Origin of the sequence: Sphingomonas echinoides ATCC 14820 (genome assembly GCF_000241465.1) — a bacterium.
GTDB lineage: Bacteria > Pseudomonadota > Alphaproteobacteria > Sphingomonadales > Sphingomonadaceae > Sphingomonas > Sphingomonas echinoides.
Map to the genome: position 1 here is coordinate 1,448,447 of NZ_JH584235.1, position 23,059 is coordinate 1,471,505.

The 23,059-nt window shown below is 65.0% G+C and carries 16 protein-coding genes; 9 read left to right on the forward strand and 7 right to left on the reverse strand.

Annotated elements, in window-relative coordinates:
* Nucleotides 1-4: 4 nt before the first annotated feature.
* Nucleotides 5-3,190 (reverse strand): efflux RND transporter permease subunit, encoded by a 3,186-nt coding sequence (locus ON00_RS06900; protein ID WP_010404339.1) that lies wholly within the window; start codon nt 3,188-3,190, stop codon nt 5-7.
* Nucleotides 3,191-3,202: 12 nt separating this feature from the next.
* Nucleotides 3,203-4,432, reverse strand: a complete 1,230-nt coding sequence (locus ON00_RS06905; RefSeq protein ID WP_010404340.1) for an efflux RND transporter periplasmic adaptor subunit — start codon at nt 4,430-4,432, stop codon at nt 3,203-3,205.
* Nucleotides 4,433-4,740: 308 nt separating this feature from the next.
* On the opposite strand from ON00_RS06905, the gene ON00_RS06910 reads away from it, so the two are divergent.
* Nucleotides 4,741-6,948, forward strand: coding sequence for a penicillin acylase family protein (locus ON00_RS06910; RefSeq protein WP_010404341.1), 2,208 nt, complete (start codon nt 4,741-4,743; stop codon nt 6,946-6,948).
* A gap of 31 nt (nt 6,949-6,979) precedes the next feature.
* On the opposite strand, the gene ON00_RS06915 is transcribed toward ON00_RS06910, so the two are convergent.
* From ON00_RS06915 to ON00_RS06935, 5 genes are all read right to left on the reverse strand, one after another.
* Entirely contained in the window at nt 6,980-9,280 is a 2,301-nt protein-coding gene (locus tag ON00_RS06915; RefSeq protein WP_245535624.1) for a TonB-dependent receptor, read from the reverse strand.
* Between the two features lie 76 nt (nt 9,281-9,356).
* Nucleotides 9,357-10,310, reverse strand: coding sequence for a FecR family protein (locus tag ON00_RS06920; RefSeq protein ID WP_010404343.1), 954 nt, complete (start codon nt 10,308-10,310; stop codon nt 9,357-9,359).
* The gene (locus tag ON00_RS06925) at nt 10,300-10,857 is read right to left on the reverse strand and encodes an RNA polymerase sigma factor (protein ID WP_010404344.1); all 558 of its coding nucleotides are present in this window, start codon (nt 10,855-10,857) and stop codon (nt 10,300-10,302) included. Before ON00_RS06925 ends, ON00_RS06920 begins: the two co-directional genes overlap by 11 nt.
* 83 nt (nt 10,858-10,940) lie before the next feature.
* A complete protein-coding gene (locus ON00_RS06930; protein ID WP_010404345.1) occupies nt 10,941-11,825 on the reverse strand; it encodes a glycosyltransferase family 2 protein in 885 nt (294 codons plus the stop codon).
* 310 nt (nt 11,826-12,135) lie between these two features.
* A complete protein-coding gene (locus tag ON00_RS06935) occupies nt 12,136-13,110 on the reverse strand; it encodes a LysR family transcriptional regulator (protein ID WP_245535541.1) in 975 nt (324 codons plus the stop codon).
* A gap of 187 nt (nt 13,111-13,297) precedes the next feature.
* Here ON00_RS06935 and ON00_RS06940 point away from each other — a divergent pair, with 187 nt between their 5' ends.
* From ON00_RS06940 to ON00_RS06975, 8 genes are read left to right on the forward strand one after another with little or no spacing between them, the layout of a single operon-like run.
* Entirely contained in the window at nt 13,298-14,503 is a 1,206-nt protein-coding gene (locus tag ON00_RS06940; protein ID WP_245535542.1) for an aromatic ring-hydroxylating oxygenase subunit alpha, read from the forward strand.
* Complete coding sequence (locus tag ON00_RS06945) at nt 14,500-15,759, forward strand: aminotransferase class I/II-fold pyridoxal phosphate-dependent enzyme (protein ID WP_010404354.1); 1,260 nt, start codon at nt 14,500-14,502, stop codon at nt 15,757-15,759. The genes ON00_RS06940 and ON00_RS06945 overlap by 4 nt, the downstream gene beginning before the upstream one ends.
* A complete protein-coding gene (locus tag ON00_RS06950; RefSeq protein ID WP_010404356.1) occupies nt 15,756-17,183 on the forward strand; it encodes an NAD(P)/FAD-dependent oxidoreductase in 1,428 nt (475 codons plus the stop codon). Before ON00_RS06945 ends, ON00_RS06950 begins: the two co-directional genes overlap by 4 nt.
* Nucleotides 17,176-18,324, forward strand: a complete 1,149-nt coding sequence (locus ON00_RS06955) for an NAD(P)/FAD-dependent oxidoreductase (RefSeq protein WP_029622502.1) — start codon at nt 17,176-17,178, stop codon at nt 18,322-18,324. Before ON00_RS06950 ends, ON00_RS06955 begins: the two co-directional genes overlap by 8 nt.
* Entirely contained in the window at nt 18,321-19,577 is a 1,257-nt protein-coding gene (locus ON00_RS06960) for a sarcosine oxidase subunit beta family protein (protein ID WP_029622503.1), read from the forward strand. Before ON00_RS06955 ends, ON00_RS06960 begins: the two co-directional genes overlap by 4 nt.
* Nucleotides 19,577-19,840 (forward strand): sarcosine oxidase subunit delta, encoded by a 264-nt coding sequence (locus tag ON00_RS06965; protein WP_010404365.1) that lies wholly within the window; start codon nt 19,577-19,579, stop codon nt 19,838-19,840. Before ON00_RS06960 ends, ON00_RS06965 begins: the two co-directional genes overlap by 1 nt.
* Nucleotides 19,837-22,560 (forward strand): 2Fe-2S iron-sulfur cluster-binding protein, encoded by a 2,724-nt coding sequence (locus tag ON00_RS06970; RefSeq protein WP_010404367.1) that lies wholly within the window; start codon nt 19,837-19,839, stop codon nt 22,558-22,560. The genes ON00_RS06965 and ON00_RS06970 overlap by 4 nt, the downstream gene beginning before the upstream one ends.
* The gene (locus ON00_RS06975) at nt 22,553-23,035 is read left to right on the forward strand and encodes an aminomethyltransferase family protein (RefSeq protein ID WP_050810904.1); all 483 of its coding nucleotides are present in this window, start codon (nt 22,553-22,555) and stop codon (nt 23,033-23,035) included. Before ON00_RS06970 ends, ON00_RS06975 begins: the two co-directional genes overlap by 8 nt.
* The last annotated feature ends 24 nt before the right edge of the window (nt 23,036-23,059 follow it).

The window sequence follows — 23,059 nt, forward strand, 5'->3', positions numbered from 1 at the left end:
CGGGTCATGCCGGATTACCCTCGATATGGTCGACCGTCGCCACCGCGCGCGGCTTGCGACGGAGCTTGCTGGCAATCCAGTCCCCACCCTTGCGGCTGATAACGTAGAAGCTCGGGGTGAACAGCAGGCCAAAGGTCGTCACGCCGATCATCCCGAAGAACACCGCCACGCCCAAAGCCTTGCGCATTTCCGACCCAGGCCCCGAGCTGATCACCAGCGGCAATACGCCGAGGATGAACGCGATCGAGGTCATCACGATCGGGCGGAGGCGCTGCTCGGCGGCGTGTTCGGCCGCTGCATGCAATTCCATCCCCTGGTCTTCGTTGGCGCGGGCAAACTCGACGATCAGAATGGCGTTCTTTGCCGCCAGACCAATCAGCACGACCAGACCGATCTGCGTCAGGATGTTGTTGTCCATCCCCATGATGTTCACCCCGACAATCGCCGCGAGCAAGCACATCGGCACGATCAGGATCACGGCGAAAGGCAGCACCAGGCTCTCATAATTGGCCGCGAGCAGCAGGAACACAAACAGCACCGCCAAGCCGAACACCAGCGAGCCGGTATTGCCCGCCTGCGTTTGCTGGAAGGCGATTTCGGTCCATTCATAGCTCATGCCCTTGGGCAGGATCTGGTCGGCCAACCGCGCCATGGTCAGCAGGCTTTGCCCGGAGGAATAGCCGGGCACGGTATCGCCCTGCAGCTCGGCCGCCGGATAGAGATTGTAGCGCACGACGCGGTACGGCCCGCTATCGTTGCGTAGTGTCATCACCGCATCCAGCGGCACCATATTGCCCGCCGCCGATCGCGTCCGCAAATGCCCGACGTCAGACACTTGGTCGCGATACGGTGCATCCGCCTGCGCGGTCACGCGGTAAGTGCGGCCAAGATAGTTGAAGTCGTTGATATAGGCAGAGCCGAGATACGTCCCAAGCGTCGAAAAGACGTTCGACACCGGCACGCCCATCTGCTCGGCGCGCTCCCGGTCGATATCGGCGAACAGACGCGGCGTGCGGGTGTTGAAGGTGGTGAAGGCAGAGGTAATGCCCGGCGTCTGATTGGCCTTCATCATCATGCCAAAGGCGGCCCCTTCCAGCGCCTTATAGCCGAGGTTGGAGCGATCCTCGATCAGCATCTTCCAACCGCCACCGGTGCCGATGCCGGCCACTGGGGGCGGCGGAATCACCAGCAGCAACCCGCCCGAAAGCGGGGCGAAGGCTTGCCGCATCTGGTTGGCGATGACGTTTGCATCGGCGCGATCGGCGCGGGGCTTGAGCGTGATAAACATCGCGCCGCCATTCGAGGCGGTCGAGAACGTCGCCCCGTCGAGGCCGGAAAAGGCAACGGTGTCGCGCGTCGCCGGATTCTTGTGCGCGATTTCGCTCGCACGCTGAATCAATTCGGTCGTTCTTTGCAGCGAAGAGCCCGGAGGCAATTGCGCCGCGACGATCAGATAGCCCTGATCCTGCGCCGGGATGAACCCGGTCGCAGTTGCGGTGAAGCGCCACCCGGCAAGGCCGATCAGGATGATATAGGCAATTCCGATGATCGCGAGGCTGCGAACCGCGCGCGCGGTGAACTTGCCGAAGGTGCGACCGAGCCAGTCAAAGCCTCGGTTGAAGCCGCGCGCAAAGCGGGTGCCCAGCCCACGCCACCCAGGCTTCGGTTCCCCATCATGCTTGGGCTTGAGCACCATCGCCGCCAGCGCTGGCGACAAGGTCAACGACACGAACGCCGAGATTGCCGTCGCCGACACGATCGTCAGGGCGAACTGCTGATAGAATTGGCCGGAAATGCCGGGAATGAAGCTGGTCGGAATGAACACGCCGCACAGCACCAGCGCGATCGCGATCAACGCGCCCGACACCTCATCCATCGTCTTATGCGCCGCTTCGCGGGGCGACAGCCCCTCCTCCTCCATCAAGCGTTCGATATTCTCGACCACCACGATCGCGTCATCGACCACGATGCCGATCGCCAGCACCATCCCGAACAGCGACAGGTTGTTGAGGCTGAACCCGAAACCGCCCAGCACGGCCAGGCTGCCGATCAGCGACACCGGGATCGCGACGATCGGGATGATCGCCGCGCGCCAGCTTTGCAGGAACAGCAAAACCACCAACGCCACCAGCACCAGCGCCTCGACCAGCGTATGTTCGACCGCCTCGATCGACGCCTGGATATATTCCGTGGGATTATACGGGATCGAATAGCTCAGGCCGGGCGGGAAGCTCTTCGCGGCACGGGCGACCTCGGCCTTCACCGCTTCGGCCGTGCTCAGCGCATTCGATCCGGGCAATTGCGTGATGCCGAGCGCGGTCATGTGCTTGCCGTTAAGCGCGGCGTTGATCGTGTAGTCCTGCGCGCCCAGCTCGATCCGCGCGACATCGCGCAGCCGCGTCAGCCGCCCCTGCGTGTCGCGCTTGATGATGATTTCGCCGAACTGATCGGGCGTGGTCAGTCGCCCCGTCGCCTGGATGCCAAGCTGGAAGGCGGTGCCACCCTGGTTGAACGGCGGTGCGCCCACTGCACCGGCCGCAACCTGCACGTTCTGAGCGCTGACCGCCGCGACGATTTCATCGACCGTCAGATTGCGCGCAGCGGCGCGATCGGGATCGATCCACAGCCGCATATTGTAATCGCGCCCGCCGAAGCTGCGCACGCCACCAACGCCGGGAATACGCGAAATCCGGTCGATGATTTGCGTGGTCGCATAATTCGACACGTAGGATTCGTTCAACGACCCGTCGGGTGATGTCAGCGCGACCACCAACAGGATGTCGGGCGAATTCTTGCGCACCGTCACACCGATCTGGCGGACTTCGTTGGGCAGGCGCGGTTCCGCTGTGGAAACGCGGTTCTGCACCAGCACCTGCGCCTGATCGACATTGGTGCCTTGCTTGAACGTCACCGTGATCGCCAGCGACCCGTCCCCGGTGGCCGAGGAGGACATGTAGATCATGTTCTCGACACCGTTGATCGATTCCTCGAGCGGCGCGGCGACGGTTTCGGCAAGCGTCTCCGCATTCGCGCCGGGGAAGGTCGCGCTCACCACCACGGTTGGGGGCGCGATCTGGGGATATTGCGCGACCGGCAGCGACGGATACACGACCACGCCGAACACGACGATCAGGATCGACAGCACCGCCGCGAAGATCGGTCGATCTATGAAGAAATGGGGAAATTTCACGAGCGCGGGGCCTTAATTGGCGGTTGCGTCAGAAGCGGGCGGGGCTGTTTCCTGGGTTGATTGCGGCGCTGTATCGGCCGCCTTTGGCCGCATCTTCACCAAATTCTGCTTCACCGCCATGCCGGGTTGCAACGTCGTAATGCCGTCGATCACGACATGCTCGGTTGGTGCGAGGCCGGATTTGACGACGCGCAACCCTTCCACTTGCGGGCCGGTTTCAACCGGACGCGCGACAACCTTGCCATCCTGTCCGACGACATAAACCAGCTTGCGGGTCTGGTCGGTGAGAATCGCCTCATCGGGCACCAGCATCGCATGATAATGGCCCGAGCCGAGCAACCGCGCCCGGCCGAACAGCCCCGGCGTCAAGAAACCATCGGGATTGGCGATGACGGCATGCGCGCGGATCGTGCCCGAATTGGGATCGACCGCATTGTCGACGAATTCCATGCGCCCATGCCAGCGATACCCCTTCTCGTCGCCGAGCTGGACCTCGACCGGGTTGGGGGTATTGCGGGAGGAACCACGCTCGCCCGTTTTGGCCTGGCGCAGATACTTCAGGTAAAAGCTCTCCGCGCCTTCGAACGAGAACCAGATCGGATCGGTCGACACCACGCGCGTCAGCACCGTCGTCGCTGCCGTCGCGTAATTGCCCTTGCTCACGCGGCGATCCGAAACGACCCCGGTGATCGGCGAACGAACCGTGGTGAACCCAAGATTGAGCTCAGCCGTCGTCACATTGGCGCGGCCAGCACCCAAATCGGCCTGCGCGGTGCGCACCGCAGCCAGCTTGGTCTCATATTCTTCCTTGCTGATCGCTTCGGCGGCCAGCAGCTTATCCGCGCGTGCCAATTCGGATTGCGCGTTGGTCAGCGCGGCCTGCGCCTTGGCAACCTGCGCGCGCGCTTGCGCCAGTGCTGCGGCATAAGGGCGTGGGTCGATCGTGAACAGCGCCTCACCAGCCCGCACGCGCTGACCGTTGGCAAAAAAGATGCGGTCGATGGTGCCGGACACGCGTGGGAGCAGCTGAACGTCCTGAATCGCCTCGAACCGACCGACATATTCATCCCAGTCGACGACATCGCGTTGCAGCGGCAACGCTACGCTGACCTGCGGCGTCGGTGGCGGCGGCGGGGCCTTTGACGAACAGGCGGCGAGAGCCACAATCGCGGTCGCTAACGGGATCAAGCCCATACGGCCAGGCATTACGGTCATCGGCGCTTTGATCCCTACGAGCATCATGGTCTGAATGCACCCCCGCCACGCAGCCCGCTTCTCCGGCAGGCCTGCTCGTAATTGTGTGTAGAAATGAGAATGACGGTGCGCCAATGCAATAGAGCATCCGTAAAATACCGAATTGATTTGGCTATATGCCTGATAAAGGTCACTATTATTACAAGCACCTCCCGCGCGAGCGCCAGGCCAAAGGGGTCTGTCCTCAGCGGCGCGGGCCGCGTGCCGAGCCGGGCGCGAGATTGGACCACAGATTTGCAGCATCGCGCGCCAGACGGTGATTGTCGTCGCGGATAATGCCCGATAGCCTCACCCGCATGAGCACCGTCCGATCCGCCCGCGCGCTGCTGGCAGCCACCGCTTTCCTGGTCACCGCTGCGGCACCTGCGCCGAGCGACCAGGCGCATTGGCAGGAGCAAGCCGCGCGCGTCACGATCACCCGAGACACATGGGGCATCGCCCATGTCGTCGGCCAAAGCGACGCCGATGCCGTGTTCGGCGCGACCTATGCGCAAGCGGAGGACGATTTCAGCCGGATCGAAGCCAATTACCTGACCGCGCTTGGCCGCACCGCCGAGGCGGAAGGCGAAGGCGCGATCTGGGCCGATTTGCGCCAGCGGCTCTATGTCGATCCGGTCGATCTACAGGCGCAATACCGCGCCAGCCCAGACTGGTTGCAACGGCTGATGACCGCCTGGGCCGATGGGCTGAACTATTATCTGGCGACGCATCCGCAAGTGCATCCCAAGGTGCTGACGCACTTCGAACCGTGGATGGCGCTGTCCTTCACCGAAGGCAGCATCGGCGGCGATATCGAACGCATTTCGCTGGCGGAACTCGCCGCTTTCTATGGCGGACAGAAGATCGCCGTGGCGGCGGAAGATGCCGACCCGGTGCCGCGTGAGCCGCGCGGATCGAACGGCATCGCCATCGCTCCCAAAAACACCGTGGACGGCCACGCGCTGCTGCTGATCAATCCGCACACCAGCTTCTATTTCCGGTCCGAATTGCAAATGACCAGCGGTGAGGGGCTGAACGCTTATGGTGCCTCCACCTGGGGGCAGTTCTTTATCTATCAGGGCTTTAACGAGCAAGCCGGGTGGATGCACACCTCATCCGGCGTCGATAATGTCGATGAATTTGCCGAACAAACCGCACTGACCCGGTACGGGCGGTTCTACGTCTATGGCAAGGACGTCCGCCCTTATCGCACCAATCCGATCACCCTTGCCTATCGCTTGCCCGACGGGACGCTCGCATCGCGCAGCTTCACCACGTACGCCTCACACCACGGCCCGATCGTCGCCGAACGCGGGGGCAAATGGATTGCCGAGGCGTTGATGTGGAAGCCGGTCGCCGCACTCGAACAAAGCTGGCTGCGCACCAAGGCGCACGATCTCGCCAGCTATAGGAAGGTTGCCGAGCGCCAGGCCAATTCGTCGAACGACACGCTGTTCGCCGATGCCAAGGGCGAAATCGCCTATCTCCACCCGCAATTCGTGCCCGTGCGCGACGACCGCTTCGACTATACCAAGGCGGTCGACGGGGCCGACCCGGCGACCGACTGGAAAGGCCTGCACACGGTCGCCTCGCTTCCCAATGTAATCAATCCCGGCACCGGCTGGGTGCGCAACACCAATGACTGGCCGTGGAGCGCCGCTGGGCCGGACAGCCCCAAAGCGAAGGATTATCCGCGTTATATGGACCAATTCGGCCCGAACCAGCGCGGCGTCCATGCCGATCTGCTGCTGACCGGCCATCGCGATTTTACGCCGCAGCGGCTGATCGCCGCCGCCTATGACAGCTATCTCCCCGCCTTTGCCCAGCTGATCCCGCCGCTGGTAAAGGCCTATGACGCACTGCCCAGCACCGACCCGCGTCGCGCCAAACTCGCCGAGCCGATCGCGACGCTAAAGGCGTGGGATTACCGCTGGAGCGCGGATTCGGTGGCGACGACGCTCGGCGTGCTGTGGGGTGGCCGGATGTGGCGCGACGTGGGCAGCTTCATCCAGTCCGAGCAGATCAACGTGCCCGCCGCGATCGCCACGCAGGTGTCCGCGGATCGCAAGCTCGCCGCACTTGGCGAGGCGGTGGACCAGCTGCAGCGCGACTTTGGCGACTGGCGCGTCGGCTGGGGCAAGATCAACCGTTTCCAGCGGCTCGACGATGCCGTTGCCCCGCACTTTGATGATGCCAAGCCCAGCATTCCCGTGCCGTTCGCGTCCGCGCAATGGGGCAGCCTCGCGTCCTTCGGCACCAAGCCCTATCCCAATACCCGGAAACTCTATGGATCGAGCGGCAACAGCTTTGTCGCGGTGGTTGAATTCGGTCCGAAGCTGCGCGCCTGGGCGGTGACCGCGGGCGGGGAGAGCGGCGATCCCGCCTCGCCGCATTTCAACGATCAAGCCGCGCGCTATGCGGCAGGCGCTCTGCGCCCGGTCTATTTCTACCCGGCCGACTTGGCGAACCACATCGAGCAACGCTACCACCCCGGCAACATCCCCGTCTCCACGCGGCCGCAATAAGGTCTGCGACGATTGCGAACGGCCCATTAGGTTACCAGGCGATCGATACCCCCAAGCGAACATTGCGCGGGCGCAGCGGCGTCGTTTGCTGCCGCGTGGCGAGAATGGTCGGGTTGCCAAGCGCAAAGCGATTGGCCGTCGCATTGGCAAGATTGTCGCCGCTCAGCGACACATCGAGATTGCGCCAGTGCCAGCCGATTTGCGCATCCAGCACGCTATATTTGCCTTGGCTAACGTCCAGAAAGTCCCCGGTGCCGAGCAAAGACCGCCCGACATAGCGACCCGACACCCCCGCGCTGAAGCTCGATTCGCGACCGCGCATCCAGTGGTAGCTTAGCCCCGCATTGCCAGCAAAAGCGGGGGTCTCCGGCAATCGCCGATTGGCGCGGACCGACAATTGCGCGAGCGGGCCGTCGACGACGTTATAGGTGTAGAGAAAGGCGAAATTGGCGTGCAGCCCGCGCACGATCGCCCAATCTCCCGAAGCCTCCAGCCCGACAATGTCGGCATCGCCGATATTGGCCGTATAGGGCTGGCCTCGGGTGTTGTAGAGATCGGCCTGAATGTTGCGCCACCGCGCATAGGACACGGCGGTGGTCAGTTCCAGGCCCGTCGGACCCGTGCGTTGCTTGCGGATGCCGACCTCGCCGACCAGAATCGAGTCGGAACGGAAATCAAGAACCCGCCCGACCCCCGTCGCCACCGCGAGCCCCCCGGTGCGATACCCCGACTGCACCCGCGCAAACACCGCCGTGCGCTTGTCGATCAGCCAGGACAGCCCGAGGGTCGGATCGACGCGTCGCGTCGCGCGCCCTTTGATGAAACTGTTGTTGCGCGGGCGCACCGACGGCTCACCGTCGGTGCGAGCGGTGGTAAAACGCGTTCCCGCCGTGAGCGTGAGGCGCGAGGACACCGGCCAGCTCGCCTCGCCAAAGGCCGAGAGGCTGTCCGTCATATTGGTGACACCGATGATATCAAGCGGCTGGTCCGGCGGGCCGAGCGCGCGCGCCTGAATATCGCGATCATGCAAAAACGCGAGGCCAACCAACCAGCCGATATGATCCGGCACCGCGCGCGACAGGCGCGCCTCCTGCACGAACAAGGCATTCGACTGATCGTTGGTATAGATCGTCGGCCCCTTACTGCCGATCGCGCGAGTCGCATCGAAGGTGTCCGACGTCTGCAATTCGACATAACCGGTCGCCGAAATCAGATCGAGCCCGCTGTCCCAATGTTTGCGCAGGACGCCCCGCAGCAGTTTGATCTCGCTACTATAAGGCTGCGCCAGGGAGCGCCGCGCGAGTGGGCCGACGGTTTGCTCGGCATATTGCGCATCGGCAGCCTCAATTCGCTGGGCCAGTCCGCCAAGTTCGACGCCCCATCCGTCCCCCGGATCGATCGCAAGCGTCGCACGCCCGCCAACCGTATCGGTGCGGTTGATATTCGAGAGTTTTCTTGTGCGATCGGTGATAAAACCGCCGTCGCGATCGCGATAGCCAACGACGCGCAGGCCCACCCGCTCCTCGACCAGCGGCAAATTGGCCATTCCGGCCACATCGAAACCGCCTGCACCGCCTTGGGTTGCGGTCACGCCGCTGCTCAGCGACGCCGAAGCCCTGCGCAAATCAACCGGATTGGGGGTCAGCCGTATGATCCCGCCGATCGCCCCCGATCCGTATAAGGTGCCCTGTGGCCCCTCCAGCACCTCCACGCCCTTCATGTCGTACAGGTTGAGGCTTGGCTCCGGGCCCGAATATCCCAGCGGCACCTCGTCGAAATAAATGCTGGCGGTCGATTGCGTGGCACCGTTGAAGCTGCTGTCGGCAACGCCGCGAATAAAAATCTTGTTTCGGCCGACGCCCAACTCGGTGTTTTGCAACACCGGGGTGCCCCGCGCGACCTCGTCCATATCGATGGACCGTCCCGCCAATGCGCCTGGCGAAAAGCCGCCGACCATCAGCACACTGCCGGGGAACCGCAGCAAGCTGGATTTCTGCTTACCCGCGGTCACGATGATGTCATCGCCCGATGCGGGTTCCGCCGTCCTGCGCGCCAAAAGGCGCGGATGAACGACAAGCCGCGGGGCCCGCACGATCCGATAGCTGCGATCGTCAACTGCGACCGCGCGGTAGCCCGTCCCCTCCAGCAGCCGCCGCAGCGCCTCGCGCGGCGGCATCTGGCCGGTGACCCCCTTGGTCCGAACATGGGCCAGGCCGGGTTCGGTGCTGATAATGTCAAAACCGATTTGGCGCGCCAGCGCCGTCAGCGCCTGGTCGAGGGGTTCAGCCGGAACCGCAATACGCGGCGAATCGGCAAGCGCCGCAACAGGCATTGCCACCACAACCAGCAAGGCAGCGATGCGCGGCCCCAGCCCTGTTCGTTTTCTGCTTAGACACAGCACATTACGGTTATTTCGGCGAGATGGTCCATCGCTCGCCATCGTGATGCCACTCAGCCCCAACCAGCGCGGCAATGTGCGGAACATCCCGCGCCGCTTCACCCGTGAAGCGGACCATGCCGGTAAAGGGCTGCTGCGACAAGCTCGGCTCAATCGAAAGGATGACTCCGTCGATCCGTCTGACCGAAGTGATGACACGCCCGAACGGTTCCCCGCCAAAGGCAACCACCCCATTTCGCCAGCTGCCGACCTTGGCGGCGTCGATCTTCAACACCGTCACGCTGCCAAGATCCTCCCGCGCGGAGACCGCAGCGCCCGAGCGCAGCGTCACTGCTTGCTGGCGCGGCTGAAACAAAACCGACCCTTCAGCCACCTGTACATCAAACCGCGCGCCATCGCGTTCGACATTGAAGACGGTGCCAAGATCCTGGACCGTCATCGTGCCGGATCGCACCGTAAACGGATCGCGCGGATCATGGCGGACATGGAAAGTCGCCTCGCCCGCCTGGAGCGTCGCAATTCTCGGATTGTTGCGGTCCAGCACCAACCGGCTCGCGCCGTTCAGCTCAATCCGCGTGCCGTCGCTCAGCGCGACGTCCCGCCGCTGACCTGGCTTGGTTTCGACAGCATAGGCGGCGCTCGCACTGCCTGAACCGATCGGTGTCACCATCAGCGTAACACTGGCCGCAGCTGCAACCGCTGCGCCCCCGCCAACCCACGCCCAAAGGCGTCGAGTCGGTGTCGGCGCTACGACCGGTGCCACCACCATCGGTTGCGCGGGGAAAAGATCGGCGCGTTCGGACAACAGCGCCATGTCGAGCGCGACCGTGTCAAAGGCCTGCGCGTGCGCGGGGTCTTCCTCCAACCAGGCGACGAAAGCGCGCCAGTCAGCCTCGCCCATATCGCCCTGGCGCAAATGCCAGTCGATGGCGCGGTCGACGATAGTCGCGTCTTCAACGGCCACGATGAGAGTCCCCTTCATCGGATAGACGATACACATCGCCCGATTCCGCCTCGCCCGCCAGTTTATATGCGTGAATTTCTTTAACAGCCCGTCTCAACAGCTTTTCGACACCGCTTACCGTCATGCCAAGCCGCTCGGCGATCTGTTTTTGGGGCAAGTTTTCGACGCGATAGAGGCGCAAAGCCTGGCTCATCCGCTCGGGCATTGCGGCGAGCGCGGCTTCGAGTCGCGCAAGCCGCTCGCGCGCCAGCAAAGTGTGCTCGATCGAGGGATGCTCCTCTGCCGCAGGCTGCACCTCCAGCCATGCGGTGTCGCGCGCGCCCGCGCGTGCCGCCGCGATCCGCCGATCCGCCGCCAGGTTTGTGGCCATGCGATACAGATAGGCGGCCGGCTGGGCCACTGGCGGTACGCCGTGCTGGTCGAGCTTGAGCCAAATGTCCTGCAGCGCATCCTCTGCATCGGCGGGATTGCCGAGACGTGCCGCGAGCAAGCGCAACAACATCGGTCGTTCCGCCAGGAACACCGCCTTGAGACCAGCCTCGGTCATCGATGAAGAAGCAGCCACGGCATTCTGCCGTCTAGAGCGCGCCGCGCGTCACTTCGCAAGCGCGCACATGGATTTACCGACGATCAGGCGGGTGTGGCGGAACGGTTGGCAAAATCCGTCTGCGCGTAAAACTGACGTTCGCGGATCCGGTCGCTCGTCAATTTGCGCGCGGCAAGCCGACGACCGAGAAAGTCATAGAAGAACCAGTCTCGGGCCGGCTTCGGCGTCACATGATACAGAACGCGTTCCAGCAACGTCCAGCGGATCGATTCCCGGTCGCGTTCGCGTGGTGAAGGCGCGCACCACAGAGCACCGCCATAAGCCAGCCGACCAAGCTTCGCCATGCGATGCATGATCTCGTGATCCTCGAGCACATAGCCCCAGCGACTGGCATCAAATTGCCCCGCGCGGCGCAGTGCGTCGGTGCGGAACACTTGCCCCGCCCCGCCGGTATGACATTGCGCGGGCAGCAGCTTGGCCGCACGCGCCATGCGTTGGGCCGCCTGAGCGTGATCCTCTGCGGTCGCGGTCGGCGTGACGAAATAGGCACCGCCCGCCACGGCACCGGACGTTTCGAGCAGATGCTGCGCCTTGCGCAAATAGTCGGTCGGGTACAGCGTATCGGCATCGCACGTCGCGACGAACGGCGTCTTCGTGCACTCGATGCCGCTTTGCAGCGCGTTCACCTTGCCCGGACGGCGATCGACCCGCAGCGTGTACGAAAGACCAAGCCGCTGGCAAATCGCCGCCGCAACATCTCCGCTGCCATCGGTTGAGCCATTATCGATCAGGATCAGCTCGAACGGCACATCCTGCGCGGCAAGGCTGGCCAGGGTCCCGTCCAGGAAATTCCGCTCGTTGAAAAAGGGAATCAGCACGGTCCACGCGCAAGGGCCACGACCGACGCTGGTCGCGTTGGGCTCCCACGGCGAATTCCAGCCTTGATAGTCCTGCGATTCGAGTAACATGTGTCGTTCCTGCGCTGGTCCGCGTGATCAATATGTCGAGGAGAGAGCGGCGATCGCCGGGACGGCGCGCGCTCGGTTCGCCATTGCGCAGATGCCCCCCGACAGGCTGCGCCAACCGCCCGGCCGCGCAAAACGGGTGTCGACTCCCGTAAAGTGTTTCGCGGTCGGCATCGGCAAACGAGATCTCCTCGTTAACAAAACGATACCGACGCGCGAAAACCGGACAGGATATTCGACGTCATGGAACTTTTTTTGCGGTCGCGCGTAGGGTCGGCGGCAATCCGGTCAGAGTAACCGTGATTTCAAATGGTTAGCTCAAGCCAGCCTCGTGTGCGGCATGCCCGCGCGCGGCGAAATGCGCGATCAGCCAGCTACGCACCATGCTGATTGTCGGGTCCGCCAAATCATCGGCGCGCAGCTTCAGATAGTAACCGAACCCGTCGTTGATCACCGCGTCATAGGGAATGACGAGTTGGCCCGCCGCAATTTCGGGCGCGAACATGTCGATATCGGCGAGCGCCACGCCATCCGACTGCATCGCATAGCTGACCGCCAGCGCATTGGCGTCGAAGGCAAGGCCACGGTCGGAATCGAGCGCAATGCGGCATTGATTGGCATAAGCGCTCCACAACAGGCCGCGTGGCTGCCCCTCCAGCTTGACGTGCAGCAACGGCGCATCGGCCAGGAACTGCTCCAGCGTCTTACCCTTGTGCCGCTCGGCGGTTTGTGGGGCGCAGACCGGCGCGACCCGCACCATCCACAACAGATCGGTCACGCGATCATCGATATTGGGGCGGTCGAACACGATCGCCATATCGGTCTCGGTGCTCGGCAAGCCGACTGCGTGCGAGCTGGAAATGTCGATACGGACGTCAGGATGTTCGGCGTGGAAGGCCTGGATCATCGGCATCACCACCTGTTGCAACAGCGTCGGCGGAATGTGGATGCGGATCGGGCGGCTGGCGGCGGGGTTGGCGCAGATCGCGTTCATCGTCTGCTCCAGCCGGTCAAACGCCTTGCCGACTTCGGGCAGCAGCACCTTGCCCGCTTCCGTCAGCACCAGCGCCTGGCCCGAACGATCGAACAATTTGTGCCCGAGCAATTCCTCCAGGCTGATGACATGGCGGCTCACCGCGCTTTGCGAGACGTTGAGCGCCTGCGCGCCGGCGGTGAAGCTCAGCCGCTGGCCGACCGCATCGAACGCGCGCAAGGCGTTGAGCGGCAACCAGCGCCGATTGACGGGAGTGGTGCGTGCGATGGAAATCCCCCTGCTGGCTGGTGACACCTGACGAGCCTTAGGCTCGGTTATGCCGTTTTTCGATACCAAGCGTGTTTTTTCGGGCGGCGCAACGGTGCGGCGCGGCGGCGGAGGGCCCGCGCAGTTTTTGGCATATCGCCATGCGCAAATGCGATTTCAGCATCGCCTCCTCGCCATGTCACTCTTCTATGATGGGCAGGTGGGAGGATTTCGGTTGAACCTCGGGACTATTTCGACGCTCCTGCAGGCGCGCCCGGTCGGCCATTCCCTGCCCCAGGCGCTCTACACCGGTCAGGAAGCGTTCGAATTCGATCTGGCGGCCATCTTCGGCCAGTCCTGGCTGTTCGTCGGGTTCGAAGCCGAACTGCGCCAGCCGGGCGACTATCTGTCCTTCATGATCGGGTCGTGGCCGGTGCTGGTGGTCCACGGTCGCGACGGCGACCTGCGCGCCTTCCACAATAGCTGCCGCCATCGCGGGTCGATCCTGTGCAAGCCCGGCGAAGGCCATGTCGCGCGCTTGGTGTGCCCTTATCATAGCTGGACCTATGGCCTGGACGGGCGGCTGCTCGCGGCCGGGCGGATGCCCGAAATCTTCGACAAGGGCGAACACAGCCTGAAGCCGATTCATCTCGAACGGGTTGCCGGTGCCGTGTTCATCTGCCTCGCCGAAACGCCGCCCGACATCGCCACCATGCGCCGCGACCTGACGCCGCTACTCGCGCCGCACAACCTCGGCCATGCCAAGCTCGCCCACCAAGCCACGCTGGTCGAATATGCCAATTGGAAGCTGGTCATGGAAAATGGCCGCGAATGCTATCATTGCGCGAGCGGCCACCCCGAACTCTCGCGCTCCTTCCCGATCAACGCCTCGGCCTATTTCGATTTCGCCGATGACACAGCCACCCGCTTCGAGCGGCGCATGGCCGATCTGGCGATGCCGATGGGGCCGGTCGGCGAGGATTGGTGGCAAGCGGTGCGCTTTCCGCTGAATGACGGCACGGTGGCGATGAGCACCGACGGGCAATTCACCGTCAAGAAGCTGATGTGCGACATCGGCGGCGGCGATACCGGATCGTTGCGCTGGGCGATCGAGCCCAACAATTTCTGCCATTCGACCAGCGAATATACCTTCGCCTTCAGCGCGTATCCGGTGTCGCCGACCGAAACGCATGTCGTCTCCAAATGGCTGGTGCATGAAGATGCGGTGGAGGGCGTGGATTATGACATCGCATCGCTCACCGATTTGTGGACGCGCACCAATTTGCAGGACAAGGAACTGGCCGAAAACAACCAGCTTGGCGTCAATTCGCCGGGCTATACGCCAGGGCCGTACAGCCCCGATGCCGAATCGCTGACGCTGCGCTTCGTCGACTGGTATTGCGCCAAGGCCAATGCCTATCTTGATCGCGCAGCGCGATGAGCGACGATACACCCCCCGTCTGGCGTCCCGAAACGCTCGCCGTGCGCGCAGGCTATGATCCGGCGAGCGCCGCCAATGCCGCCAAGCCGCCAATCTACATGACCTCGACCTTCGCTTATGCCTCGGCGCGGCAAGCGAAGGACATTCACGAGGCGTATTTCGAGGGCACCGGCCCCGAAGTCGGGCGTCCCGGCCATATCTATGCCCGGCTCAGCCACCCCGGGCTCGACATGGTCGAGGCGCGACTGGCCGCGCTCGACGGGGCCGAGGCCGCCGCCGTGTTCAACAGCGGCATGGCGACGCATTCGGCGATCGCGCTTGCGCATTTGCGCCCCGGCGACAGCGTGGTGTTCAGCCGCCCGATCTATGGCGGCACCAACGGGCTCTATACCGGCCTGATGCCGGCCTTCGACGTCAGCCATGCCGAATTTACCGACGGGTGCGACCGCGCCAGCATCGAGGCGGCGGTCGAGGAAGCACTCTCGCACGGGCCGCTCAAGCTGATCGTGATCGAGACCCCGGCCAACCCGACCGCCGCGATCGTCGACATCGCCTTAGTCGTGGACATTGCCGACGCGGTTGGCGCGCGCACCGGGCTGCGCCCGCTGGTGGTGGTCGACAACACGTTGCTGGGGCCACTGATGCAGCGCCCGATCGCACTCGGGGTCGATCTGTGCATGACCAGCCTGACCAAATATTGTGGCGGCCACAGCGATTTGCTGGCGGGCGGCGTTAGCGGCAGCGCGGCGCTGATCGCGCCGCTCCGGCTGTTGCGCACCACGCTTGGCAGCCATCTCGACCCCTATACGAGCTGGCTGCTGCTGCGATCGATGGAAACGGTGCATGTGCGGGTCGAGCGCGCAATGGACAATGCGCGCCGCATCGCCGAAATGCTGCGCGATCATCCCAAGGTGGCGAGCATCCTCTATCTCGGCTTCCTGCCCGAAGGCAGTGCGGCGCGCGCGGTCTATGATCGCCAATGCAAGGCGGCGGGATCGACCTTTTCCTTCGCGGTGGTCGGCGGCGAGGCGGAGGCGTTCCGCTTTCTCGACCGGCTGACGCTGCTGCGTTTTGCGGTGAGCCTTGGCGGATCGGAAACGCTCATCACGCATCCGGCGACCACGACGCATTATGCGCTGACGCCCGAAGAACGCGCAGCGGGCGGGATTACCGATGCCACGCTGCGGCTGTCGGTCGGGATCGAGCATGTCGAGGATTTGCTGGCCGATCTCAGCCAGGCGCTCGACGCGATATGACCGTGCGCGATGTCCACGCGATCGACGGCAAGCTGCCCGCGCCCGATGCGCGCTTCGATGTGGTCGTCGTCGGCGCAGGATCGGCGGGCACGGCGGCGGCGATTGCCGCGGCAGAGGACGGCGCGTCGGTATTGCTGATCGACGAAAATCCGGTGCCGGGCGCGCTGATCGGCAGTGACGTCCCCCATTTCTACGGCGGTCGCATGACGGCGGCGGTGCAACAGCCCGCACGGATGCTGGAACAGGTGTTCGCCAGCAATCCGGCGCTCGAAACCGCTTTCGCCGCCGGAGTCGATGTCCGGCTCGGCACCTGTGCCTGGGGGTTGTACGTCAACGGCCCTGCACTGCGCGCCTTGCCCGGGCCGATGTTGGGTATTGCCGATGCCGAAGCCGCGACGATGGTCGGGTTCGGACGGTTGGTGCTGGCGACCGGCGCGCGCGATCTGGTGCTGGGTTTTGCCGGGTGGAACCAGCCGGGGGTAATGGGCGCGCAGGGCTTTGCTGCGCTGCTGACCCGCTATGATGCGTTGGCAAGCCGTCGGATCGTGATCCTGGGTTCGGGCGCACTGGCGCTGGAAACGGCGCTGCTCGCGCTATCGCGCGGGATCGCGGTTGTCGCCTTGGTCGAAGTGGCGGATGTGGTGCAGGGTCCGGCGGCGCTGGCGGCGCAAGTGGCGGCGGCGGGCGTGCCGATCTTGCTCGGTCACACGGTTGCGGCGACCCGCGGCGGGATCGATGGGGTCGAAGGCGTTACCCTAACCCCTCTTCCTTCCCCGGCGCAGGAAGATGCGCTGGAAATCGCGTGCGACACCATCGTGCTCGCCATCGGATCCGCCCCGGCAACCGAATTGCTCGATGCGGCAGGCACCCTCCCCAGCGAAACCATCCACCTGATCGGCGACGCCGCCACGGTCACGCGACCCGACCCCGCCTATCTGCAGGCCTGGGCCACAGCGCTCGGCCAGCACGCCCCCCCTGATACGATCGTCTGCCAGTGCGAGGAGGTGACCCGCGCCGATCTGCTTGGCGTGCAGCCGCCCCGCTATCTCGATCGGCCGCACGCCATGGCGGCGCGCTCGCTTGCTTCGCTGCTCAATGACGGCCCCGCCCATCCCGACCAGATCAAGCGCCTGACGCGCGCCGGGATGGGCGCGTGCCAGGGGCGGCGCTGCCGCGATCAGGTGGCGTGCCTGCTCGCCCAACAGCAAGGCGTGCCACTCGCCACGGTGCCCATCGCCAGCTTCCGCGCGCCGGTGCGCCCCGTGCCGCTCGGCATCCTCGCCGACTGGCAGGAAAGCGCCGCGATGACAGCGGGATGGGACGTGTGGTTCGGCATCCCGACGCAATGGACGCCCTATGCCGTGATCGGCACGCCGGAAGAGGCGGATCATGTCGCGGGGCTCGGCGGCACTATGCATGTCTGAGGCAGACCTGCCCAAGGGCGCAGCGGTCGTCGTGATTGGCGCGGGCGTCACCGGCCTCAGCGCGGCTTGGTGGCTGGCGCGCGACGGGTTCGACGTGGTCGTGCTCGACAAGGGGATCGTCGGCTGGGAAGCATCGGGCCGCAATGGCGGCGGGGCCTCGCATTATCAGAGCCCGCTCTTCGCCGAGGAGCAACGGTTATGGCCGCAGATGGACGATCTGCTCGGCTACCCGACCGAATATCAGCGCGAACGCATCATCATCCAACGTGATCCGGACCTGCTCGACCATTACCGCGCGGTCGGGCGGATGTGCAGCGCAATGGGCTACCGCGTCGATGATCTGGACAGCCAGCAGGCGCAGGACATGGTGCCGCTGACCGACCAGAGCTGCCTTGGCGGCATTCATTTGCGCTTTGGCGGCCATGCCAATCCGCAGCGCACGGTGCAGGCCTATGCCTGGGCGCTGCAGGATTTGGGCGGGCGCATCCTGCAACATTGCCCGGCTTTGTCGATCGAGACCGCAGGCGGCAAGGTCGTCGCGGTCGATACGCCGCGCGGGCGGATCGCCTGCGACGCGCTGGTCGTGGCGGCGGGGTCGCAATCGGGGATGCTGCTTGCCCCCCTTGGCGTGGATTTCCCGCTCGCCTCGGCCCGCGCGGAGATGATCGTGACCGAACCCGCGCCGCTGATGCGGATCGGCGGCGTCGATGGCAATGGCCTGTACGGGCGGCAGACGCTGCGCGGCAATCTCGCTTTTGGCGGCGGCCCACATGAGTGGATCGACATGGACGAAGCCGGGCCAAAGGCGCGCCCGACTTCGCCGCTGATCCGGAACCTCGCGCGCCGCGTCGCGGAAATGTTTCCCAAGGCCGCGCACCTGAACGTCATCCGTTCGTGGGCGGGGGTGATTGAGAATACGCCCGATGGCCGCCCGATTCTCGACCGGCTTGACCATCCCGCCAACGTTACCGTCGCGACCATGTCTGGCGTCGGCTTCGGCCTTTCGCCCGCCAGCGGCCATGCCGTGCGCGATCTCGTCATCGATGGTGCCTGCTCCTTCGCCGACATCACCAAGCTCGGCCTGGCGCGCTTCAAAAATCTGGAGCCCGACTGGCGCGAACAGCGCGGGTGGGCGGCATGAAGCGTTATTCGGCGCTGGCGTTGCTCAAGGCCGGCCTCACCGGGCAGCGCGGCTGGGAGCAAGCGTGGCGCGACCCGGAGCCGAAAAAATCGTATGACATCATCATCATCGGTGGCGGCGGGCACGGTCTGGCCACCGCCTATTATCTCGCCAAGGTGCACGGCCTGCGCAACATCGCGGTGCTTGAAAAAGGGTGGATCGGCGGCGGTAATACCGGGCGCAACACGACGATCGTGCGCTCCAACTACCGCCAGAAACCGCTGCACGATTTGTTCGATTTCGCGCTCGATTTGTGGGAGGGGATGAGCGACGCGCTCAACTTCAACGTGATGTTTTCGCCGCGTGGCGCGCTGTTCCTCGGCCATTCCGATGGCGATATGACGGTGCTGGCGCAGCGCGGCGACGCGCTGCGCTGCGACGGGATCGATGCCGATTTGCTCACGCGCGCGCAGGTGCAAAAGCTGGTGCCGCTGCTCGACATGGCCCCCGATGCGCGCTTTCCGATCCACGGCGGGCTGATCCAGCGCCGGGGCGGCACCGCGCGGCACGATGCCGTCGCCTGGGGCTATGCCCGCGCCGCCGACGCGCTGGGCGTCGACGTGATCCAGAAGTGCGAAGTCACCGGCTTCGCCATGACCGGCGGGCGGGTGAGCGGCGTCGCGACGACGCGGGGCCCCATCGCCGCCGGTCGCGTCGGCATTTGCGTGGCGGGCAATAGCGGCCCCGTCGCCGCATTTGCGGGCCTCCAGCTTCCAATCGAAGCGCAGACATTGCAGGCCTTCGTCACCGAGCCGGTCAAGCCGATGATCGACACCGTCATCATGTCGCAGTCGCTGCATTGCTATATCAGCCAGTCCGACAAAGGCGGGATCGTGCTGGGCGGCGACCCCGACCAGTTCCCAAGCTATGCCCAGCGCGGCCTGCCGCCAAGGATCGAGAAGGCCGCAGCGGAAGCGATCGCGCTCGTGCCCGCATTGTCGCGGCTCCGGATGGTGCGGTGCTGGGCGGGCACGACCGATATGAGCTTCGATGGATCGCCGATCCTGTCGGCCTTGCCGGTCGACGGGCTCTATCTCAATGGCGGCTGGTGTTATGGCGGCTTCAAGGCGACGCCCGCATCGGGCTGGTGCTACGCGCATGTGCTGGCGACGGGCGACAATCACCCGCTCGCAGCACCCTTTGCGTTCGACCGCTTCGTGCGCGGCGCGACCATCGATGAAGCGGGCGTCGGCGTCCTGCCGCAGTTGCGCTGATGCTGCAGATCGATTGCCCCTATTGCGGAGCGCGCGCGCAAAGCGAGTTCAGCTATGAACGCACGCTCGATTCGATCGTGACGGTGGAGATGCCTGCAAACGAAGCGGTCCGGCGGCTCTATGCGCGCGCCAATCCGCGCGGCTTTGACGATGAACTGTGGCGTCATGCCTTTGGCTGTCGGCAGTGGCTGGTGTTGCGCCGCCATCGCCAGACGCACGAAATCACATCGGTCGCGGCCTTTGATCCGGCGCTGCACCGATGAGCGGCCCGTCACGCTTACCCAGTGGTCCGGAGGCAACGCTGCGTTTCACCTTCGATGGCGTACCGCTGCGCGCGCGCGTCGGCGATACGCTGGCGGCGGCGCTGCTGGCGAACGGCATCGGCCTGGTCGCGCGCAGTTTCAAATATCACCGCCCGCGCGGCATTCTGAGCGCAGGGATCGAGGAACCCAATGCGCTGGTCACCGTCGGCGAAGGCGGACGGCGCGAACCCAATACGCGCGCGACCGATGTCTATGTCTATGACGGCTTGGTCGCGCACAGCCAGAATCGTTGGCCGAGCCTCGCTTTCGATCTGGGCGCGGTCAACGGGCTCGCCGCGCGCTTCCTGACCGCGGGCTTCTATTACAAGACCTTCTTTGGCCCGCCGCCACGCTGGCTGCTGTACGAGCGCTTCATCCGTCGCGCCGCTGGTCTGGGCAAGGCACCGACCAAACCCGACCCCGACCCTTATGAACACCGTTCGGCCTTTTGCGATGTGCTGGTGGTGGGCGGCGGCCCCGCCGGGGTCGCCGCCGCGCGTGCCGCGGTGCAAGCAGGCGAGCGCGTGCTGTTGGTCGAGCAAGACCGCGAAGTCAGTGAGGAGATCGGCGGCGCGCGCGTGCTGACGCGTACCACCGCATCGGGCGTATGGGATCATGGCTTTGTCACGCTAGTCCAACGCCTGGTCGAGCCGGGCCAGCCCCCTGCCCCCGGCCAGCCCGCACAACGGCTATGGCATGTCCGCGCGCGTCGCGTCGTGCTCGCGACCGGCGCGATCGAGCGCCCACTGACCTTTGCCGGCAATGACCGCCCCGGCGTGATGCTGTCGCAAGCGGTGTGCCGCTATATCGAACGGTTCAAGGTGCTGCCCGGCCAGCGCGTCGTCATCGCCACCAACAATGACGCTGCTTATGCCACCGCCGATGCGATTGCGGCGGCGGGTGGCAGCGTCGTCGCCATTCTGGACTCGCGCGCCGAAAAGAGCCCGGTCGCTAGTGCCGCCGCGCACCCGGTCCACACCAATGCCTTCCCGATCTCAACCTCGGGCAAACGCCATCATTTGCACTCGGTCGAGGCCGATATTGGGGGCGAACGCACGCGCTTCGAGGCCGATTTACTCGCGATTTCCGGAGGTTTCACCCCCGTCGTCCATCTCCACAGTCAGGCCGGTGGCGCGCTCGATTGGGACGAGGCGATTCAGGCGTTCGTGCCCGGCGCATCGCGGCAAGCGGTGTCGAGCGTTGGCGCGGCAGCGGGCGACCTGCCGCCAGTCGGCATTGCGGTTGCCGATCTGCCTGACCCCAAAACCAGCTTCATCGATTTCCAGAATGACGTGACCGCCGCCGATATCGATCTCGCCTGGGCCGAAGGCTATCGCTCGGTCGAGCATCTCAAACGCTACACCACGCTCGGTATGGCGACCGATCAGGGCAAGACCAGCAACATGGCCGCGCTCGCACGACTGGCAAGCGTCGCTGGGGTCACCATCCCGCAAGCCGGCCTCACCACCTTCCGCGCGCCGTTCACGCCGGTAACGCTGGGCGCGCTGGCCGGGGCCGCTGGTGGCGGCCATGCCGCGCCGAGCCGTCGGCTGGCGCTCTATGATCGCCACCAGCGCCTCGCCCCGATCTGGCAACCGCTCGGGCTGTGGCACCGGCCGCGTGCCTATCCGATAGCGGGGGAAACGCTGCATCAGGCGGCGCTGCGCGAGGCGCGCGCGGTGCGCACCGCCGCGGGGATCGTCGATGTCTCGACGCTCGCCAAATTCGCGGTGGTCGGGCCGGATGCGGCGGCATTGCTCGAAAGCGTGTGCGCGACCGGCATCGCCAAGCTCGCGGTTGGGCGCGGACGCTATACCTTCCTGCTGCGCGAAGACGGCATGGTGATGGATGACGGCACCGTCTGGCGACTGGAGGAAAACCGCTATTTGCTGACCAGTTCGACCGGCGGGGCCGACCGGATGGAGGCGCATCTCAGCTATGCCCACCGCGTGCTCGCCCCGCATCTGCGCGTGTCGGTGGTGGCGCAACAAGAGCATTTCGCCGGGATCGCGCTGGCCGGGCCCCTCGCCAAGGCCATTCTGGCAGAGCTGACCGGCATCGCCCCGCCCGCGCATATGGGCTTGGCCCAGGCCGAAATCGCAGGCGTAGCCGTGTTGATCCTCGCCGCCAGCTATAGCGGCGAGCGCGCCTTCGAACTTTATGCCGTGGCCAGCGATGCGGGCGCGGTGTGGGATGCCGTGGAAGCGGCCACGCGCGCGCGCGGCGGTGCGCCTTATGGGCTGGAGGCGCTGGAATTTCTGCGGATCGAAAAGGGCCATATCGTGATCGGGGCGGAGGCCGATGGCCGCACCACCCCGCATGACCTCCAGCTTGAGCGGATGCTACGCAAGAGCGGCGGCTTCATCGGTACGGCGGGGTTGACCCGCCCGGCTTTGTCAGCGCCCGATCGCTCGCAGCTCGTCGGCCTGACCAGCGAAACGCCGATCCCCGAAGGGGCAATGCTGGTCACCGCGACCGGCGAACCGGTGCTGGGCCATGTCACCTCCGCCACCGGGCGTGTGCTGGGCGAGGGCGCGGTCGCGCTGGGCTTGCTCGCCGGGGGAAGACTGCGGATCGGCGAACGCTTGCTCGCCACCTCCCCCACGCGCAATCAGTCCGCCCATGTGACCGTTACGGCACCGCTTTTCTACGATCCCGAAGGGACGCGCTATCGTGACTGACGCGCGAGTCACCCTGGCTATGGCCCCGGCGGGCGATGTCGTCGCGCTCGATCTGTGGGACGAGGGCCTGCCGCCAAATCCTCCAACCGGGCGGATAGTGCAGGTCGAACCGCGACGCTGGTGGTTGATCGACGCGGCGCAGCACACGCCCGCAATCGCCGTGCATATCGCCGATCGTGGCGCGCTGTCGCCCATCGGCGGCGGCCTGATCCGTGCCACGCTCACCGGCCCCGGCTGGCGCGCGCTGCTGAGCGTGAGCGGGTGGTTCGATTCCGAAAATCCCGCTTTCGGCCCCGGCCAGATCGCCGCGACGACGATCCACCATGTGCCGGTGTGGATCGCGCCGATCAGCGACACCGCGTGTGAGGTCTATCTGCCAAGCAGTTACGCCGCTAGTCTGGCCGATCTGTGGACGCGCGCGATCGGGGTGACCGAACCGCCGCCTGCACCGCGCAACAGACCCGGCGGCAGCTGACGGCGGGGAACGAAGACAATGGGG

Excerpts from the sequence above, each read along its gene's own strand:
- ON00_RS06905 (WP_010404340.1), bottom strand. The coding sequence starts at position 4,432 with ATGATGCTCGTAGGGATCAAAGCGCCGATGACCGTAATGCCTGGCCGT.
- ON00_RS06910 (WP_010404341.1), top strand. The coding sequence starts at position 4,741 with ATGAGCACCGTCCGATCCGCCCGCGCGCTGCTGGCAGCCACCGCTTTC.
- ON00_RS06915 (WP_245535624.1), bottom strand. The coding sequence starts at position 9,280 with ATGCCTGTTGCGGCGCTTGCCGATTCGCCGCGTATTGCGGTTCCGGCT.
- ON00_RS06925 (WP_010404344.1), bottom strand. The coding sequence starts at position 10,857 with ATGACCGAGGCTGGTCTCAAGGCGGTGTTCCTGGCGGAACGACCGATG.
- ON00_RS06930 (WP_010404345.1), bottom strand. The coding sequence starts at position 11,825 with ATGTTACTCGAATCGCAGGACTATCAAGGCTGGAATTCGCCGTGGGAG.
- ON00_RS06945 (WP_010404354.1), top strand. The coding sequence starts at position 14,500 with ATGAGCGACGATACACCCCCCGTCTGGCGTCCCGAAACGCTCGCCGTG.
- ON00_RS06950 (WP_010404356.1), top strand. The coding sequence starts at position 15,756 with ATGACCGTGCGCGATGTCCACGCGATCGACGGCAAGCTGCCCGCGCCC.
- ON00_RS06955 (WP_029622502.1), top strand. The coding sequence starts at position 17,176 with ATGTCTGAGGCAGACCTGCCCAAGGGCGCAGCGGTCGTCGTGATTGGC.
- ON00_RS06960 (WP_029622503.1), top strand. The coding sequence starts at position 18,321 with ATGAAGCGTTATTCGGCGCTGGCGTTGCTCAAGGCCGGCCTCACCGGG.
- ON00_RS06965 (WP_010404365.1), top strand. The coding sequence starts at position 19,577 with ATGCTGCAGATCGATTGCCCCTATTGCGGAGCGCGCGCGCAAAGCGAG.
- ON00_RS06970 (WP_010404367.1), top strand. The coding sequence starts at position 19,837 with ATGAGCGGCCCGTCACGCTTACCCAGTGGTCCGGAGGCAACGCTGCGT.